This window comes from Affinibrenneria salicis, from assembly GCF_008710095.1.
On the sequence record NZ_VYKJ01000001.1, the window covers coordinates 697,987 to 715,207 of the forward strand.

17 protein-coding genes are annotated in these 17,221 nt (G+C 59.0%); 10 read left to right on the forward strand and 7 right to left on the reverse strand.

Going from position 1 to position 17,221, the window contains the following annotated elements; genetic code table 11:
- Positions 1-8 precede the first annotated feature (8 nt).
- From FJU30_RS03115 to FJU30_RS03130, 4 genes are read right to left on the reverse strand one after another with little or no spacing between them, the layout of a single operon-like run.
- Positions 9-785, reverse strand: coding sequence for an ABC transporter permease (locus tag FJU30_RS03115; RefSeq protein ID WP_150433694.1), 777 nt, complete (start codon positions 783-785; stop codon positions 9-11).
- A complete protein-coding gene (locus FJU30_RS03120; protein ID WP_150433693.1) occupies positions 778-1,536 on the reverse strand; it encodes an ABC transporter ATP-binding protein in 759 nt (252 codons plus the stop codon). Before FJU30_RS03120 ends, FJU30_RS03115 begins: the two co-directional genes overlap by 8 nt.
- Complete coding sequence (locus tag FJU30_RS03125) at positions 1,533-2,840, reverse strand: acyl-CoA thioester hydrolase/BAAT C-terminal domain-containing protein (protein WP_150433692.1); 1,308 nt, start codon at positions 2,838-2,840, stop codon at positions 1,533-1,535. The genes FJU30_RS03120 and FJU30_RS03125 overlap by 4 nt, the downstream gene beginning before the upstream one ends.
- Complete coding sequence (locus FJU30_RS03130; RefSeq protein WP_150433691.1) at positions 2,837-3,901, reverse strand: ABC transporter substrate-binding protein; 1,065 nt, start codon at positions 3,899-3,901, stop codon at positions 2,837-2,839. Before FJU30_RS03130 ends, FJU30_RS03125 begins: the two co-directional genes overlap by 4 nt.
- A 636-nt stretch (positions 3,902-4,537) precedes the next feature.
- Here FJU30_RS03130 and FJU30_RS03135 point away from each other — a divergent pair.
- The 9 genes from FJU30_RS03135 to ggt are packed head-to-tail and all read left to right on the forward strand — an operon-like array spanning position 4,538 to position 13,086.
- Positions 4,538-5,236 (forward strand): GntR family transcriptional regulator, encoded by a 699-nt coding sequence (locus FJU30_RS03135; RefSeq protein ID WP_150433690.1) that lies wholly within the window; start codon positions 4,538-4,540, stop codon positions 5,234-5,236.
- Positions 5,233-5,967, forward strand: a complete 735-nt coding sequence (locus tag FJU30_RS03140) for an ABC transporter ATP-binding protein (RefSeq protein ID WP_150433689.1) — start codon at positions 5,233-5,235, stop codon at positions 5,965-5,967. Before FJU30_RS03135 ends, FJU30_RS03140 begins: the two co-directional genes overlap by 4 nt.
- 1 nt (position 5,968) lies before the next feature.
- Complete coding sequence (locus FJU30_RS03145; RefSeq protein ID WP_191091516.1) at positions 5,969-6,736, forward strand: ABC transporter permease; 768 nt, start codon at positions 5,969-5,971, stop codon at positions 6,734-6,736.
- A 24-nt stretch (positions 6,737-6,760) separates the two neighbouring features.
- A complete protein-coding gene (locus FJU30_RS03150; RefSeq protein WP_150433687.1) occupies positions 6,761-7,738 on the forward strand; it encodes an ABC transporter substrate-binding protein in 978 nt (325 codons plus the stop codon).
- Between the two features lie 16 nt (positions 7,739-7,754).
- Positions 7,755-8,759 (forward strand): zinc-binding dehydrogenase, encoded by a 1,005-nt coding sequence (locus FJU30_RS03155; RefSeq protein ID WP_150433686.1) that lies wholly within the window; start codon positions 7,755-7,757, stop codon positions 8,757-8,759.
- Between the two features lie 14 nt (positions 8,760-8,773).
- Positions 8,774-9,184 (forward strand): PaaI family thioesterase, encoded by a 411-nt coding sequence (locus FJU30_RS03160; RefSeq protein WP_150433685.1) that lies wholly within the window; start codon positions 8,774-8,776, stop codon positions 9,182-9,184.
- Positions 9,181-9,951 (forward strand): VOC family protein, encoded by a 771-nt coding sequence (locus FJU30_RS03165; RefSeq protein ID WP_150433684.1) that lies wholly within the window; start codon positions 9,181-9,183, stop codon positions 9,949-9,951. The genes FJU30_RS03160 and FJU30_RS03165 overlap by 4 nt, the downstream gene beginning before the upstream one ends.
- Positions 9,944-11,467 (forward strand): class I adenylate-forming enzyme family protein, encoded by a 1,524-nt coding sequence (locus tag FJU30_RS03170; protein WP_150433683.1) that lies wholly within the window; start codon positions 9,944-9,946, stop codon positions 11,465-11,467. The genes FJU30_RS03165 and FJU30_RS03170 overlap by 8 nt, the downstream gene beginning before the upstream one ends.
- Positions 11,464-13,086 carry a gamma-glutamyltransferase gene (gene ggt / locus FJU30_RS03175; protein WP_150433682.1) on the forward strand — a complete coding sequence of 541 codons (1,623 nt, stop codon included), beginning with the start codon at positions 11,464-11,466 and terminating at the stop codon, positions 13,084-13,086. The genes FJU30_RS03170 and ggt overlap by 4 nt, the downstream gene beginning before the upstream one ends.
- Before the next feature lie 116 nt (positions 13,087-13,202).
- Here the strand turns inward: ggt and FJU30_RS03180 are convergent, their stop codons facing one another.
- From FJU30_RS03180 to FJU30_RS03190, 3 genes are all read right to left on the reverse strand, one after another.
- Complete coding sequence (locus FJU30_RS03180; protein ID WP_150433681.1) at positions 13,203-14,609, reverse strand: sugar porter family MFS transporter; 1,407 nt, start codon at positions 14,607-14,609, stop codon at positions 13,203-13,205.
- Positions 14,610-15,023: 414 nt separating this feature from the next.
- Positions 15,024-15,467, reverse strand: a complete 444-nt coding sequence (rimI, locus tag FJU30_RS03185) for a ribosomal protein S18-alanine N-acetyltransferase (protein WP_150433680.1) — start codon at positions 15,465-15,467, stop codon at positions 15,024-15,026.
- On the reverse strand, positions 15,412-15,852 hold the full coding sequence (locus FJU30_RS03190) for a DNA polymerase III subunit psi (RefSeq protein ID WP_150433679.1): 441 nt from the start codon (positions 15,850-15,852) through the stop codon (positions 15,412-15,414). The genes rimI and FJU30_RS03190 overlap by 56 nt, the downstream gene beginning before the upstream one ends.
- A 244-nt stretch (positions 15,853-16,096) precedes the next feature.
- Here FJU30_RS03190 and rsmC point away from each other — a divergent pair, with 244 nt between their 5' ends.
- Entirely contained in the window at positions 16,097-17,131 is a 1,035-nt protein-coding gene (gene rsmC, locus FJU30_RS03195; protein WP_150433678.1) for a 16S rRNA (guanine(1207)-N(2))-methyltransferase RsmC, read from the forward strand.
- Positions 17,132-17,221: the final 90 nt, after the last annotated feature.

Consider the following 17,221-nt stretch of genomic DNA (forward strand, 5'->3'; position numbering starts at 1 on the left):
CCACGTGGTTATTTGGTCGGGGAATTCCCCGACCTTTCCTCCCAGAACACTATTTTGCGTTGTAACCAGCGCACGGTCTGAGCGCCGCACAGCCCGATGAACGCCAGCAACAGTACTCCGGCGAACATGGTGGAGAGGCTCATATTCACGGAGCTTGATGCAATCAGATACCCCAGACCGCGCTGCGCAGATAAAAATTCCGCCACCACCGCACCGATTAATGCAAGCGCCACCCCAATCTGCAGTCCGGCAAAAATATCGCCGGCGGCGGAAGGGAGCTTGACGTGAAATAACAAATAATAGCGGGATGCCGAAAATGCACGGCAGGTATCCAGCAGTTCGGCATCGGTGCGGCGGATGCCGTTAACGGTATTGACGAACAAAGGAAAAAAACAAACCAGCGTAACCAGCACAATTTTCGAGGCTATGCCGAAACCAAACCAGACGAGGATAATCGGGCCCAGCGCCACTTTGGGCGTGGCCTGCAGTGCAATCAGCAACGGATAGACAAACCGCTCGAAAGTCCGGGATTCCGCCAGCGCCAACCCCAAAAAGATCGCCAGCCCACTGCCGATGGCATACCCGGCCAGGGTTTCGCCCAAAGTGGCGGCGATATGGGGCCACAGACTATGGTCAGCAAAACCCGTTCTTAGCGCCCCAAACACCGCTGCGGGCGGCGGCAGCAGATAATCAGGTACGGAAAATACCCGAACAGACAGATCCCAGATAAGCACCAGTACGGCCAGGCTTATCAGCGGATACAATAAGGGCAACAATCTACGCATGGGTGAAATGTCTCCGTAAGTGCTGGCACAGCGTCATAAATGACGCGTCAGCCAGCGTCTCCAGGGTCCGCGGCCGGGGAAGCGCAATGGCCAGATCTTCAATAATGCGGCCAGGGCGCGGCGACATGACCAACACTCGATCCGCCAGAAACACCGCTTCCTGAATGCTGTGGGTAATAAACAACACCGATTTGCGTTGTTGATCCCAGATACGCTGAAGTTCGAGCATCAGGTTTTCCCGTGACAGGGCATCCAGCGCGGCGAAGGGTTCATCCATCAGCAGCAGTTCGGGATCGTGCAACAGCATCCGCGCGATACCCACGCGCTGCTGCATTCCGCCGGACAGCTCAAAGGGATAATCCCCGGCAAAATCCGCCAGCCCGACCAGTTCGAGCAACTGTCGCGCCCGCGCCCGGGCGGCGGCGTCCGGCAGCCCCAGCGTGCGGGCGGGCAGCAACACATTTTCCAGCACCGTTTTCCAGGGAAGCAGATTCGGTTTCTGAAACACCACGCCAGTCTGCCGCCCCGGCCCGGTGACGATCTGAGAAGCCACCTGTACCTGTCCGGCAGTGGCGGCCATCAACCCGGCGGCCAGTTTGAGAATGGTGGATTTGCCGCAGCCGGATGGCCCCAGCAAAGCGACAAACTCGCCATTCGCCACCTGTAAATCAACGTCGGCCAGCGCGTGGATTGCCCCTCTGCGTGTCGAATAGGTCAGGCCGACGCCACGCAGTTCCAGCGCGGCGCTCATGCCGGTTCTCCACGCGTTGCCGTTGCTGTCGCCAGGAATGCCAGTACGCGCCGCCAGCTCAGTCGGTTTGCGCGGGCGTTGGCGGCCGGCGTTCCGCCCCCATCAATCACCACCCCGGCTACCGGATGCACTCGGGCAATTTCCGTGGTCGGGATATACGGAAAGGCGATCGCATGGCCGGCGTCGTCGTTACGCACATGCTCCACCGACCAGCGATGTTGATGCGCACCCAGTGCGGCAGCAATACGTTCACAGTAGTCCACCGACGGCCAGAATCCGTCATCGGCGCCAGAAATCAGCAGCACCGGGCCGCTAATCCGCTCCACCGGGATCCGCGCCGCCGTCAGGTTTTTCTGATCGCGTTCCACCGCAATAAATGCCGGAGCCTGACGAATATGCGCACCGGGTTGTGGCGGACGATCAAAGGCGCGCCAGTCAGCCGCCGGATTGTCCTGCCAGATATTCCGCAGTGGCTGACCGCGCAAGGTCCAGGCGGCGGCATCCCGTGGCTCATCCGGGCGGCCGGCACGCAGCGTGCCGTGTATCACCGCGCTGGGAACATAGCCAATTACCGCAGAAATCCGCTCCGGGAAGGTTGCGCCCAGCAACAAGGCCAGTTCGCCGCCGCGGGAATGCCCCGCAACGGCAATAAAGTCATTTTTCGGATGCAGGGTTTCCGTTGCCCAGCCCAGTGCCTGCTGGAAATATTCCAGTGGCGTTTCCGAAATATAATCCGGCCGGCCTGGCGCTTTAAAATACGCCAGCGCCAGCCCCTGGTAGCCATGAGCGGCAAACAGGGCCGCACGCTGCTCCGGGGTGCCGCCGCCTGAGCCGTTCAGTACAATCACCAGCGGATAAGAACCATGATCTGCTGGCGTAAACAGCGTGCCAGACAGCCCATTTTCACGAATTTCCCGCCGTGTGACGCCGGGGGCCAACAGGCGTTGAACCAGCGTGGCTCCGGCAACCGCGCCGCCGGCGTCCTGAATACGCAAGGTGATATGGCGCGCGTCAAGGCTGTCGCTTAACGCCGGATCCAGCGCCGGCGATACCAGACGTAGCGCCCATACCGGCGCCATCGGCTCCGCTTCACGCCAGTCGCCGGCAACGGGCGTAGCGGCGTCGGGGTCCAGCACGCCCTCCGCCGTAATGAGAAACGTAGCCTGGCTGTGCCAGACACTGCCATCGGCGTGGGTAAAGTCTGCCGTCAGCGTGGCCTCGCCGGCAACCAGTCCGCGGGCATGAATACGGCGCGGCTGATCAATCAGACCATCAGGAATATCAACCATCAGCGTTGCGCTCATTTTGCCGCCTCCGCCCGAGCTTTCAGCGCATTTTTATCAAAGTCATCAAAAGCAGCGACAAATTCGTTAGAGAAAATACGTTCCACCGGCACCGCGGCAGAAGGGAATTCACCGGTTTTCGCCATTGCGGCAATGGCCGCCCGAATCACCGGTAAATCATATTCGCCCGGATTGCGGCGGCTGCCGTTTTCCCGGTACAGAGTGCGTTGCAGGCGGCGGGTCAGCAGCGTTTTGGCATCGTTCAGCCCTTTACCGTCCGCATTCGCGGGTTTACTTTCCGGGTACTGACGCCAGAAGGCTTGCACGCAAAATTCGGGGTTCACTTCACAAACGTATTGCGCTTCAGTATACGCACGGCCAAAACGGCGGATCAGATCCGGGTTGTCTTTGAACGTATCCTCATGGGCGATAAACCCGTTGCCCGGGGTTTCCTGAAATACGTCCGGGTAAGCGATGCGGCGAATTTTGGTGCCGGTGAGCTCAAAAATATCGCCCCAGCTACTGTTATAGTTCAGGGCATCGATCTGTTTACTGCGCAGCGCCTGGAAGCCCGATCCCAGCACGCCCACCGCGACAAATTCCACGTTCTTACCCGGTTCCAGACCGGCAACACGCAGCGCGGCGCGACTGTTCGGGATGGTTCCCCATGTCAGGGCGCCGACCCCGATTTTTTTATCTTTCAGATCTGCCAGCGTTTTGATCGGAGAATCCGCCAGTACGGTGTATTCCATGGTCTGGGCCGGCGTGCCATTGTAAAAATAGCGCAGCGGCAGGGGATCTTTACCGCTAAAGTAGCTGGAAATAACCGGTTCCGATACCGGGTAGCCAAAGGTGACTCGTTTACTGGCGACCTGAGGCAGCAGCGCCCCGGCCCCCTGAAACACCACCAGTTTGACGGACAGGTTCTGTTGTTTAAATAACCCCAGTTCCTGCGCCGCCGCATAAGGCGCGCCATCGTGCACGGCCGGGGGAATCGCCAGCGCAACCGTCACGTCATCCAGCGCCTGAGCCTGGGAAACTCCGGCCAACATGAGGGACAATAACAACAACTTCAGACGCATACATACTCCCAGGTCGATAAAGAAAATTTTCCGCTAGGGTAAAGCAGGCGTGATGAAACCAGAACGAATAACTTTATCTAATAATGTGCATATCCTGGATGAAGTGGGATGCTCAGACTTATTATGTCGTCTATGCCTTACCGTCAGCCGAAAACAGATGGCTAATATCGACCTCTAAAGCCCGGTTGTACCCTGATGCCGGTTTAACGTTGCCGTTCTCCGTCTATTTGCTGCGTCGGCGTTTCCTTATATGCCTGTATAGTAAACCCGCGTCAGACACATCCAAAGGCAGCATATTGATACCGCGCTTTCTCGCTGGTTATCTACTTGTCATACTTCCGGTTGCGGGTGCGTTGGCTACGCTCGCTCACCCGAATCACTGACTTGAGCCAGTGATTCGGGATTCTCTCTCTTGCCGTCTCCTGCAACTCGAATGATTTAGCGCATAAGTATTTCGGCTATTTAAATGCGCAAATATTCCCATTCTTTTCTGGGCAGCTCAGTACATGCGAATAATCGCATTGCATTGCTGATTTTATTATTAGATCGCTTTCCGGCACTGTTTCAGAATGACCTTATTGGGATATTCAATGTGACGCAGTGAGCTGCTCACAGAAATAAACTGAGAGGGCTGGCGTGAGCGATTCTTTATCTTTAAGCAACCAGGCTTACTACACCATTCGCCGCGATATTCTGACCTGCCGCCTGCTGCCGGGATCGCTGGTGACGGAATCTGAACTGATGGATCGCTACCAGTCCGGGAAAAGCACCATCCGGCTGGCGCTGACGCGCCTGAGTCATGACAAACTGGTGATTTCACGCCCACGCAAGGGCTATCGCATCGCGCCGGTGACGGTGCAGGACGTGGAGGAAATCTTTACCCTGCGCGCCGCACTGGAGCCGCTGGCGGCGCGCCTGGCGGTCGGCAAAGTGGATATTGAACTGTTGAAAGATTTAGAAGCCCAGTGCCGGGTGGAAGTCGCGGCCCCGCTGTCTACGCGCATTGATGTGTTTATGAATGCCAATAAACGTTTCCATTTAACCATTGCCGAAGCCACCGGTAACGGCCATTTAATTCGCACGCTGTCCGGATTAATGGATGAAATGGCGCGACTGGTGGCGCTGGGATTTAACGTGCAACGTATTAAACCTGAAATTAAACACGATCATAACGCCATGATTGACGCATTTATTGAAGGGGATGCGAAACGGGTGGAGTTTATTGCCCGCCGCCATATTGAAACGTTTCAGACAATGACGCTGGAAAAAATCTACGCCACCCTGAGTAAAGAAGGCACGTTATTACCGGTATTGCCACGGGAGATATTTGAATGAGCGTGGCCATTGAATTGCGTGACGTCAGTAAATCCTTTGCCAACCAAAACGTGCTGACAAATATTTCTCTGACCATTCAGCAAGGGGAAATCGTGGCGCTGCTGGGCGCATCCGGGGGCGGTAAAAGCACGTTGTTAAATCTGATTTCCGGCCTGTTACCGGCAGACAACGGCGACATTGCCATTCAGGGAACGCCGGCAAAACACTTTCAGCACTGGCAGCGTATCGCCTACCTGTTTCAGGAAGATCGCCTGCTGCCGTGGCGTACCGTTGGGCAAAACGTACACTTTGGCCTGGAAAACAGCGCCCTCGCTAAACGGGAGCGTCGCCAGCGCGTGGACGACGCTCTGGCGCTGGTCGGCCTGTCCGACTTCGTCCGGCACTGGCCGCATCAGTTATCCGGCGGGATGCGCAGTCGCGTGGCGCTGGCTCGCAGCCTGGTGGTGCAGCCACAAATCCTGTTGATGGATGAACCCTTCTCACGCCTCGATCCGCAAACCCGCAGCGCCATGCACGACGAGTTGCTGCGTATTCAGCAGCTGACGGGGATGACCGTATTGCTGGTGACGCACGATGTGGAAGAGGCGGTGGTGCTGGCGGATCGGGTCGTGGTGCTGAAACCCCATCCGGGACGCATCCACCGGCAAACCGCGCTGAACCTGCCGCGCCCACGCATCGCCACGGCTCCTGAGGTGAATGAACAGATTCGCCTGTTACGTCTTGAGGTATGAGATGAAACACCTTTCACGCACCTTTAACCTGTTATTACAACGGCTGATCCTGCTGGCCGTGTTTCTGATTGCCTGGTGGCAGGGTTCACAACATCTTCCGGCATTTGTCTTGCCCGGCCCGGCCGCCACCTGGCAGGCGCTGCTGGTGCTGTGGCAGAGTGAATCGCTGCTGCACGACATCGGCGCCACGTTCAGCCGCGTGGTATCGGGCTTCGTGCTGGCGGCGTTGGTCGGCACCCTGTTCGGTCTGGCGCTGGGCGCCAGCCAGCGGGTGGCGCTTTTTTTTGAACCGCTGCTGGCGGTGTTTAACACCGTATCGTCGGCAATCTGGGCCATCTTCGCCATTATCTGGTTCGGCATTTCTGATGCCACCACCATCTTCGTCGTGTTTATGACGGCGATGCCGCTGATCCTCACCAATGTCTGGCAGGGCGCGCAAAACGTGGACGCGCAGTATGTCGAACTGGCACGCAGCTTCCGTATGAACCGCTGGCAGACGCTGCGCAAAATCTATTTACCCACCATTCTGCCGTACTTCTTTTCTGGTGCTCGCCTGGCCTTTGGCTTCGGCTGGCGAGTGTCGCTGGTGGCGGAAACGCTGGGATCATCCGATGGCATTGGCTATCGCCTGCGCCAGGCGGGTGATCTGGTGCAGACCAGTCAGGTATTTGCCTGGACCTTGTTGCTCGTCTCACTGATGTTGCTGCTGGAAGGCGGTCTGCTCAAACCGCTGGAACGTCGCCTGTTTCGCTGGAAAAAACGTGCATAACGCTTATTCATTCAGGGGTAATACATGAAAAAACTGCTTGTTCTTTTCACCTTGCTGGCGGGGCTGCTGCCGCCATTCAGCTTTGCCGACGGCAAAGTGCGTATCGGTTACTGGACGTCCGGCGTCAGCCTGGGATACGGCGCGGTGCTGGAAAGTCAGGATTTCCTGAAAAAACGCGGCGTCGATGCCGAGTTCGTCCACTTCCCGGATGTGAATGCACCGCTGAAAGCGCTGGCATCCGGCTCCATTGATCTGGCCTTTGGCGCACCGGTGGCGGGTGTGTTCAGTGTAGCTGCCGAAGGGGTGCCGGTAAAAATCTTCGCCGCCACCCAGCCCGCCGATGTGGCGTTCGTCGTGCCGGAAGGTTCTCCCATTACTGAACTGTCACAACTGAAAGGTAAAAAAGTGGGCATGTCGCCGGCGGGCTCTTCCGTAGCGGTAATTGGTAGCACGCTGTTGCAGGAAAACGCCGGCATTGCCGCGAATGAATTTTCTCTGATCGGCGGGAACGAATCGCGCCTGGCGCAGTTCCTCGCGCAGAATCAGATTGATGCCGCCGCCCTGCGTACTCTGACGGTCAGACAGTTGCCGGAGCTGAAATTGCGCGTTATCAGCACCTTTGCCGATGAGTGGAAAAAACTGACGCACAGTGACGCTCTGCCTTATATCGGTGTCGGCACCGTGCGCAATGAACTGATCACCCAACAGCCGGAAACCGTCGCTAAAGTCATCGCCGCCCTGCGCGATACCCTCGACTGGGGCCGGGCCAACCCGGATGAAGTGGTAAAGATCCTCCAGACGAAGGCCAGCCTGCCGGAAGACCAGGCGCGAGCCTACGTCAGCCTGTGGGATCGCATGAACCAGATGTCCTTTGAAAAAGCCGATATCGACACCCTAAAACGTGAACACGCAGTGCTGTTAAGCAGCGGTTCCATCAAAGGCGGGCTGAATGATGACCTGTTCGACCCGCGCCCTTATCTTGCCGCGAAAGAACTGAAATAACCCGGAGAGCAACACGATGAAAGCGCTGGTATTACTACAACATGGTGACCTTGAGCAGTTACAGATTGATGAAAACAAAGCCATGCCTCAGACGCAGGCCGGGCATGTGGTGGTGCGCGTCCGGGCATCCTCGTTTAACTATCACGATGTCTTCACCGTACAGGGAATGCCGGGCATCAAAGTTCCTCTGCCGGTAGTGCCGGGGCTGGATCTGGCTGGTACCATCGACAGAATTGGCGAAGGCGTGACGGGCTGGAATATCGGCGACCGGGTGCTGGTTAACCCACTGAAACCGGGTGTCGGTCTGATGGGGGAAATGACCGACGGCGGCATGGCGGAATATGCGCTGGCGGACGCGCGCCAGCTTATTGCTGTGCCGGATGGCGTGACGTTTGAGCAGGCTGCCGCGCTGCCGGTGGCTTACGGCACCGCTCACCGCATGTTAATCACCCATAACACCATTAAGGCTGGCGACAAGGTGCTGATCCTCGGCGCCAGTGGGGGCGTCGGCACCGCATGCGTGGTGCTGGCGAAGCACCTCGGCGCGGAAGTGGTTGCCTGCGCAGGCAGTGACGAAAAAGCGGCGGCGCTCCAGGCGATAGGGGCCGACCACGTGGTCAATTACCGCCGGCAGGACTTCTCTCGCTGGGCGATTGACAAATACGGCAAACCCCAGCGCCGGACCTATGACGGCGGTGTGGATGTCGTGATCAACTTTACGGGCGGAGACACGTGGCGCCCGTCGCTGAAATGTCTGAAGCGTGGCGGCACTCTGCTAGTGTGCGGCGCCACCGCCGGTTATGACCCGCAGGAAGATTTGCGTTACGTCTGGAGTTTTGAGCTGAACATCAAAGGATCCAACAGTTTTTACCAGGATAACCTGGCGGTACTGCTGGATATGGTCGCCGCAGGACAAATCACGCCGCTGATCGACCGGGTGCTGCCGCTGGAACAGGCGGCAGAAGGGTTACGGCTGATTCGTGACCGTGAAGTGCTGGGCAAAGTGATCGTCACCCCCTGATTCAGGAGCAAGAAATGAACGCACAGGACATCGAACAAAAACTGCTTAAAGGCCCCTATCACCAGTGGCTGGGGCTGAAAGTCGGGCAGGCCGGCGAAGGCGAAATTACCCTGCAGGTGCCCTTTCGGGATGAATTCGTGGTTAACCCGGCAGGCGGCTATATCCACGGCGGTATTCTCGCTACGCTGATTGATCTGGCCGCAGACTGGGCGCTGGTCGCCTGGACCGGCAGGGGGGTGCCCACCCTGAACCTGCATGTGGATTACCACCGCCCGGCGCGCGGCGATCTGACGGTTAAAGCGAAAGTGATTAAACGCGGCAAACTGGCCTCCAGCGCCGAGGCCTGGATCTATGACGCCGAAGGGCGTCTGGTGGCCAGCGGACGTGGCCTGTACGCGACTCCGGCGGAACAGGGGGCGGCATGATCCTGAAACTGGATCATCTGGTGATCAACAGCCACTTTGAACTGGATAACAGCGCGCAACTGTTTCGGGCGCTGGGGTTCGTGTTAACGCCCAGGGGTTATCACAGCCTCGGCTCGATCAACCATTTGATCATGTTCGCTGACCACTACCTGGAGCTGATTGGCCTGCCAGAACGGGGCGAGCCTTTACGTCGGGAACTGTTGGCTAACCCGCCGGGTATTGACGGACTGGTGTTTGCCAGCGACAACGCGGAATCTACGGCAACCACCCTGCGTACCGCGGGGTTTAGCGTACAGCCGGTGCAGCGCTTCTCTCGCGAGGTGAACAGCGGCGGAGAAAAAGGCGAAGCCCGTTTCAGTACCGTGCGCCTGGCGCCGGGCAGCTTCAGCGCCGGCCGGGTGTACTTCTGTCAGCATCATACGCCGCAATGGGTGTGGCGTGACGAGTGGCTGCAGCCTGGCTGTATTCAGGCGTTAACCGTGGTGGCGCGTGATGCGGATGAAACCGGTAAACAGTATGCGCGACTGGGCGACACGGCGTTGCTACAGGTGGTTAGCCTTGCGCAATGGCAGGCGCAATACGGCGATTTATTGCCACTTGCAGATGATCGCGAAAGTCGGTTTGCCTGTATCCGTATTGGCGGCGGCGACACCGTCTCTGTCGTCGCCGCGGCAGAGCGGTTTCATTTACCGCTGAAACAACAAGACGGATACCTGCGCGTGGCTATCCCCGCATTGGCGCTGGTGCTGGAGTTTAACGATGCCTGATACCCGGTCATTAACTTTACCTGACAACCTCGGCGCCTTCAGCGCCGCCCTGCGTCACAGTGACCAGACGGCCTTTATCACCCCGCTGGCCGATGGCGCACAGAAGGAAATCACCTTTCGGCAATTAAATCACCAGGCTGACGCCATTTGCCTCGGCCTGCGGCAATTCGGCTGGTCTGGCGGGACGCGCGTGGCGATCTTAGCGCGTAACTCGATTGACTATATTGCCAGCCTGCTGGGCATTATGCGTGCCGGTCTGGTGGCGGTGCCGATCAACTTTCGTTTCCCGACGCACACGATTGAACGCATTCTGGCGGACAGCGGCAGCCGACTGCTGCTGGGCGATGAGGATCAGCTTACCCGTATCAGCGGTGACCTTCCCCGGCTAAGTTTTGGCGCGGAGCTGGACGCGCTGCAGCGGCAAGGGGAAGCGATCTGTTTTGCTCCGGGGGCCGATGACCTGGCGCTGATGCTCTACACCTCTGGTTCCACCGGGATGCCCAAAGGCGTGCGTCTGACCCATGCCAGCCACCGCTGGGTGGTGGCGACTCGCCTGTCCACCCGGGAACTGACGGGCGAACGGGTGCTCATCGCCGCGCCTTTCTACCATATGAACGCGCTGGCGCTGGCGCTGTTGACGCTGGCAAGTCAGGTGACCACCGTATTGCTGCCGCAATTCGCCGCACGCGCTTATCTCCAGGCGGTGAACCACTACCGCTGTAGCTGGCTCACCGCCGTGCCGCCGATGCTGGCCATGATGCTGCAGGAAAAAGATCTGCTGGCGGAAAGCGATCTCTCCTGCGTGCGGGTGATTCGTATGGGATCAGCGCCGGTGAGTGACAGCCTGTATCGGTCATTACGCCGCTGGCTGCCGCAGGCGCGCATCATTAACGCCTATGGCACCACAGAAGCCGGGCCGGTGGTCTTTGCGCCGCACCCGCAAGGGCTGACCACGCCGGCCGGTTCGCCCGGCTATCCCCATCCCGCCGTCAGCGTGCGGCTGCGCGGCGCTGACGGTGCGCTGGCGGATGAAGGCGTGCTGGAGATGAAAAGTCCGGCGTTAATGCATGGCTATCACCAGCGACCGGATGTTCCCGCGCCCTTTACTGATGACGGTTACTACATTACCGGCGACGTGTTTCGCCGCGACGAACAAGGGTTCTTCTGGTTCATCGGCCGCCATGACGATATGTTCGTCTGCGGCGGAGAAAATATCTGGCCGGGTGAGGTCGAAAAGCTGCTGGAAAGCCACCCGCAGGTTCAGCAGGCCTGTGTCGTGCCGGTCGCGGATGACATCAAAGGCCAGAAACCCGTCGCCTGGGTGATCCCCCGCGCCGGAGAGTCCCTCGACCCACAGGCGCTGAAAAACTGGGCGCTGCAACAGGGGCCGGCTTATTTACATCCACGCCATATCTGGCTTACCGACCACTTCCCGCTGGCGGGCACCAATAAAGTGGATCGCCGGGCCTTACAGATATCGGCAGAACAACGTGTACAACAAGGGGAAAGACCATGAGCTTTAACTGGCATAACCCGTATCTTACGCCGCGCACGCCGGTGTTCGCCCATAACATCGTCTCCACTTCGCATCCGCTGGCGGCTCAGGCGGGCAACCGCATCTTACTGGAAGGCGGCAACGCGGTGGATGCCGCTATCGCCGCCGCCGCCACGCTGACGGTGGTGGAGCCGGTATCAAACGGACTGGGAAGCGATGCCTTTGCGCTGGTCTGGGCCGGTGGACAACTGCACGGGCTGAATGCGTCCGGCCCTGCGCCGGGCGCCTGGGATGTGAATTATTTTCGTCGTCGCTACGGCAACGATGCGCAGGGACTGGCGAAACGCCCGGAACGCGGCTGGGATGCCGTTACCGTGCCTGGCGCGGTGGCCGGTTGGGAAGCGCTGCATCGCCGTTTTGGTAAACTGCCCTTTTCCCGTCTGATGCACAGCGCCATCGGGATCGCAGAGCGCGGCGTCGCACTGGCGCCGATGGTGGCGCGGAAATGGCAGGCCGCCGTACCGATTCTTGCGCAACAACCCGGCTTTGCCGATGCCTTTATGCCTGGCGGACGGGCGCCGCAAACCGGCGAGTTATTTCGTTTCCCGGCCGCCGCGAAAACCCTGCGTCTGTTGGCCGACCAGGGCGCGCGCGCGTTTTATGAAGGCGAGATTGCCGAATCCATCGTGAACTGGTCGCAGCAGACCGGCGGCAGCCTGACCTTACAGGATTTACAGGCATATCAGCCTGAATGGGTAACGCCGATAAGCCAGCGCTATCGCGGTTATGAGGTCCATGAAATTCCCCCTAACGGGCAGGGCATTGCGGCGCTGATTGCCCTGGGGATTCTGGAGCGGTTTGACCTCGCCGGCCTGGCGCTGGATGGCGTGGATGTCCAGCATCTGCAAATCGAAGCGATGAAACTGGCCTTCGCCGATGTGTACCGCTACGTGGCTGATCCGGCGTCGATGGAAATCACGCCGCAGCAGATGCTGGACAATAACTACCTGCAGCAGCGCGCCGCGCAAATCGACCTGACGCGCGCCAGCCTGCCGGCGGCGGGAATACCTCGCAGCGGCGGCACCGTTTATCTGACCACCGCCGATGAAAATGGCATGATGGTGTCATTTATTCAGTCCAACTATATGGGCTTTGGTTCGGGCGTGGTGGTGCCGGAGTATGGCATCAGCCTGCAAAACCGGGGAGCGGGATTTTCCAGTGATCCAAAATCCGCCAATGTGGTAGCGCCGGGCAAACGTCCCTTCCACACCATTATTCCGGCTTTCCTTACCAGAAATGGACAGCCGCAGATGAGCTTTGGCGTCATGGGGGGCGATATGCAACCCCAGGGGCATGTGCAAACCCTCGTCAGAATGCTGGATTTTCATCAGCAGCCGCAGGCTGCCTGCGACGCCCCTCGCTGGAAAGTTAACCGGGATTTTACCCTTGATCTGGAAAGCCGTTTTGACCCGGCGGTCGTGCAGCAACTGCAATCCCGCGGCCATCAACTAAAAAGCGTTGACGACCCTTACATGGACTTTGGTGCAGGGCAATTTATCTGGCGACTGTCAGACGACCTCAATCACGGCTATGTCGCCGCCAGTGACAGCCGACGGGACGGGCAGGCCGTGGGGTTTTGATGTTAACGACATGCCTTTATCCTTTCGCTAAGGGCCTGTTTTTCTCGTAAGCCTGTGGATAACGGAACGTGGTTCGATAGCGCCGCGGGCGCGGCGCATCGGTTGACGAAGGGAGGTTAGCGGGCGCCGATGTTGCGCAGCGCCTTGCCAGACATCAGATTCCGTTCGATGTGCTCCAGCGAGACGTTTTTGGTTTCCGGGATCAGCGCCAGCGTGATAAAGACGAACAGCAGGTTCAGCGCCGCATAGACCCAGAAGGTGTGGGCGCTGCCGAGCGAATTCAGCATGGTGAGAAAGGTGGCGCCGACGATCATGTTGGCGATCCAGTTGGTGGCGGTGGAGCAGGTGATGCCGAAATCGCGCCCTTTCAGCGGCTGGATCTCCGAGCACAGCACCCAAATCAGCGGGCCGGCGCTCATGGCGAAACCGATGATGAACAGCATCAGCATAATGATCGCCATGTACTGCCCGGCCTCCGTGCTGATGCCGCTATTCAGCATGGTGCCCAGGATACCCATGCCGGCCGCCATCACCACGAAGCCGAGAATCAGCGTCGGTTTACGGCCCCAGCGGTCGACCAGACCGATGGCGATAAAGGTGGCCATCACGTTGACCAGCCCGACGATTACGGTGCCCCACATCTGTTGTTCGGTGCTGGCGAAGCCCGCCAGGCCGAAGATTTTCGGCGCGTAGTACATGATGACGTTCATGCCGGTGAACTGCTGCATCACCTGCAGCAGAATGCCGAGGAACACCGCGCGGCGGAAGTTGCCGTTATTTTTGAACAGCGCCCAGCCGCTCTGCTTCAGTTTCAGACTTTCCCGGATTTCATCAAGCTCGCGGTGCGCCTGTTCGCTGGTGTCGCGCAGTTTTTCCAGTACCTGACGCGCCTGTTCATGACGGTTGCGCGACGCCAGCCAGCGCGGGCTGTCCGGCAGGAAGAATACGCCGATCAGCAACAGCGCGGCCGGCAGAGTGATGACGCCCAGCATCCAGCGCCACGCGCCGCTGTAGCTGAGCGCGGTATCGGACAGATAGGCGGCCAGAATGCCGATGGTAATCATCAGCTGATACATCGAGATCATGCTGCCTCGAATGTTTTCCGGCGCAATTTCAGACAGATAGATCGGCGCGGTGTAGGAGGCGATCCCGACGGCCAGACCGAGAATGACGCGGGAGGCAATCAGCATCTCCACATTGGCGGAACACGCCGAAAGCAGAGAGCCGGCCACGAATAAAATCGCGCCGACCATCAGGCTGTATTTCCGGCCCAGACGGAAATTCATCCAGCCGCTGCCGACGGCGCCCACCGCCGCGCCGAACATCATGGCGCTGACGACCCACTCCTGCTGCGAAGTGGTGATGTTAAAGGACGCGGTAATAAACGGCAGCGCGCCGGCGATCACCCCGATATCCAGACCAAACAGCAGGCCGGCTAACGCGGCGAGAAAACAGACGAAAAAGGTGAGCCTGACGTTGGACGTGCGCGGCTGAGCTGACGGCGCGCTAGCGGTAATATTCATACAGTCTCCGGACTACTGACTTCACGAAGAAAAATTCAGGGTAGGAGTCCGTAATCGTATTGACCGTGCGCCAGATCACATTAAATGTAATCGATTACAATCGATATTAATGAGGTTACATTTTGTTTTGTTGTCTGGTTTGCGCTTAGAGCATTGTGTTTTTATTTTAATGTGCTGTTTTATATTGATAATAATTTTTTCTGAATCAGATGGAGGTGAGTATCTTCTTGTGGTGCTTATTGTCAGCTTTATATTTGATTACAAATTTTGTAATCGATTACAGTCACATTACAAACGACAAGCGGAGAACGTTTGTCTAGTGGCGCCTGGGTTATCGGCCGGCGTATAGGGGCGCCTTGCGTCAGTCGGCCTGTCGCGGCGGCTGAGCGGCGCGAGAATACCGCCGCCTGCGGCTTAGCCCAGCGGCAGCGCCATAATTACCGCATCTTCCCGGCCCTGTTCCGCCGGGTAATAGTTGCGCCGCAGCGACACTTCGTTGAAGCCCAGTTGCTGATACAGAGCCAGCGCCGGTTGATTCGAGGCGCGCACTTCCAGCCACAGCGTCAGGATGTCGCGCTGTTCCAGTTCGGCGATCAGGTGTTCGAGCAACTGGCGTCCGTAACCCTTGCGCTGATGCGATGGATGGACGGCCAGATTAAACAGCGTGGCCTCGTCCAGCACCCGTTGAGTGATGGCAAACGCCGCCAGTTCATCCCGCACCGCCAGCTTCAGGTTGAAGTAGCGTTCGCCCTGATTGCTGTACAGCGTTTTTTCCGTCCACGGAAAGCGGTGACTGGCTTGCTCAATACGCAGCGCCTGGGGCAGGTCGTCGGGCGTCAGGATAGAAATCGTTTTCATGTTCACATATCTGCTGCCAGAGCGCGCGTCGGGCGCCGGCATTGTTATAGAGTTCGGCCAGCGCCGGGCTGGTAAGCCGGCCGCCGTTCAGCCTAATGGGGTCATCGACGCCCATCAGCCAGCAATGGCAGCGGGTGTTCTCCGGCAGCATCACCGCCTGCTGAGGCGTCAGACTGTATACCTGCCGCGGCGTCAGCGCCAGGCTGCGCAGTACATCGCCCAGCAGAGGATCGTCGTCGGCCGGCGGCGCGTTGGCGATAATCACCAGCCGCACCTGGTCGGGCAAACTGATCGCCACTTCCCCTTGCAGCACCGCCGGGCGGCGCAACGTCCACTGCGTGATGCCCAGCTGTTGTAACAGCCAGTCGCGTCTTGATGATGCCATGCCTAATCCTGTCAGGAGATTCTCCGGTGCCGCGCTATGCTAGCAAACCCATCGTATATGCGCCAACAAAGCGCGATTCCGCTCCCGGCGAATTTACCGCTCTATGTGCCGCGCGGCGAGGCGTACTCATACGCTTCGCCCGTCAGGGGCCAACACGTTGTTCAAAACGATAACGTTTTGTCCTGCAACTCGAATTACTTAGAGTATATAATCGCCGCTCAGATAACGAGGGAGCTTTAGTCAGATGTCCGCATTTACCCCCGCCAGTGAAGTTATACTGCGCCATAGCGATGAATTTTCCGCCCGCCGGGTCCTGTTCGCCGGCGATTTGCAGGATACCCTGCCCGCCAGTTTCGAGGCGGCGGAGGTCCGGGCGCACACTATGCAATACCACCACTGGCAGCAACTGCAGCGCGCGATGGGCGACAGGGCGCAGTTCGCCCTGCTGGCGGACGCCGATACGGTGGCCGGCTGCGATACCCTGATTTATTACTGGCCGAAGAGCAAGCAGGAGGCGCAGTTCCAGCTGTTCAACCTGCTATCGCTGCTGCCGGTGGGCTGCGAGATCTTCGTGATCGGCGAAAATCGCAGCGGCGTGCGCAGCGCGGAAACACTGCTGGCGGAGTTCGCCAGCCTGAATAAGATCGACAGCGCGCGGCGTTGCGGTCTGTATCACGGCCGGCTGGATAAGTCGTCGGGCTTTACGCTCGATGACTGGTGGCAGGAATACGATGTGGACGGGGTGCCGGTTCTTACGCTGCCGGGCGTTTTCAGCCGCGACGGGCTGGATAACGGCAGCCAGTTGCTGCTGTCTACGCTGGAAGCGCACAGTAAGGGCAAGGTACTGGATATCGCCTGCGGCGCCGGCGTGCTGGCCGCGGCCTTCGCCCACCGTTCGCCGAAGATCCGTCTGACGCTCAGCGACGTCAACGCGGCGGCGCTGGAAGCCAGTCGGGCGACGCTGGCGCTGAATCAGCTGGAGGGCGAGGTGATCGCCAGCAATGTCTATTCCGATATCGGCGGTCGCTTCGATCTTATTATTTCCAATCCGCCGTTCCATGACGGCCTGCAGACCAGCCTGCAGGCGGCCGAGATGTTGATTCGCGGCGCGGCGGCGCACCTGAATATCGGCGGTCAGTTGCGCATCGTAGCCAATGCCTTCCTGCCTTATCCAGCGTTGCTGGACGATACGTTCGGCAGCCACGAGGTGCTGGCGCAAACCGGCCGCTTCCGGGTGTATAAGGCGGTGCTGGCGCGCGCCGCGAAAAAACGCGCGTAGGGTAGCGGGCGAGGGCGGCGGCTCGCCGCCGCTCCGGGGGCATCCCAAACGGCGCCGTGCCGCCGCAGGCGCCCCTTTGCCGCCCGGAGC

Bases quoted from the DNA above. Each gene is read 5' to 3' on its own strand.
- FJU30_RS03115 (WP_150433694.1), bottom strand. From the start codon at position 785: ATGCGTAGATTGTTGCCCTTATTGTATCCGCTGATAAGCCTGGCCGTA.
- FJU30_RS03120 (WP_150433693.1), bottom strand. From the start codon at position 1,536: ATGAGCGCCGCGCTGGAACTGCGTGGCGTCGGCCTGACCTATTCGACA.
- FJU30_RS03125 (WP_150433692.1), bottom strand. From the start codon at position 2,840: ATGAGCGCAACGCTGATGGTTGATATTCCTGATGGTCTGATTGATCAG.
- FJU30_RS03130 (WP_150433691.1), bottom strand. From the start codon at position 3,901: ATGCGTCTGAAGTTGTTGTTATTGTCCCTCATGTTGGCCGGAGTTTCC.
- FJU30_RS03140 (WP_150433689.1), top strand. From the start codon at position 5,233: ATGAGCGTGGCCATTGAATTGCGTGACGTCAGTAAATCCTTTGCCAAC.
- FJU30_RS03145 (WP_191091516.1), top strand. From the start codon at position 5,969: ATGAAACACCTTTCACGCACCTTTAACCTGTTATTACAACGGCTGATC.
- FJU30_RS03150 (WP_150433687.1), top strand. From the start codon at position 6,761: ATGAAAAAACTGCTTGTTCTTTTCACCTTGCTGGCGGGGCTGCTGCCG.
- FJU30_RS03155 (WP_150433686.1), top strand. From the start codon at position 7,755: ATGAAAGCGCTGGTATTACTACAACATGGTGACCTTGAGCAGTTACAG.
- FJU30_RS03160 (WP_150433685.1), top strand. From the start codon at position 8,774: ATGAACGCACAGGACATCGAACAAAAACTGCTTAAAGGCCCCTATCAC.
- FJU30_RS03165 (WP_150433684.1), top strand. From the start codon at position 9,181: ATGATCCTGAAACTGGATCATCTGGTGATCAACAGCCACTTTGAACTG.
- FJU30_RS03170 (WP_150433683.1), top strand. From the start codon at position 9,944: ATGCCTGATACCCGGTCATTAACTTTACCTGACAACCTCGGCGCCTTC.
- ggt (WP_150433682.1), top strand. From the start codon at position 11,464: ATGAGCTTTAACTGGCATAACCCGTATCTTACGCCGCGCACGCCGGTG.
- FJU30_RS03180 (WP_150433681.1), bottom strand. From the start codon at position 14,609: ATGAATATTACCGCTAGCGCGCCGTCAGCTCAGCCGCGCACGTCCAAC.
- rimI (WP_150433680.1), bottom strand. From the start codon at position 15,467: ATGAAAACGATTTCTATCCTGACGCCCGACGACCTGCCCCAGGCGCTG.
- FJU30_RS03190 (WP_150433679.1), bottom strand. From the start codon at position 15,852: ATGGCATCATCAAGACGCGACTGGCTGTTACAACAGCTGGGCATCACG.
- rsmC (WP_150433678.1), top strand. From the start codon at position 16,097: ATGTCCGCATTTACCCCCGCCAGTGAAGTTATACTGCGCCATAGCGAT.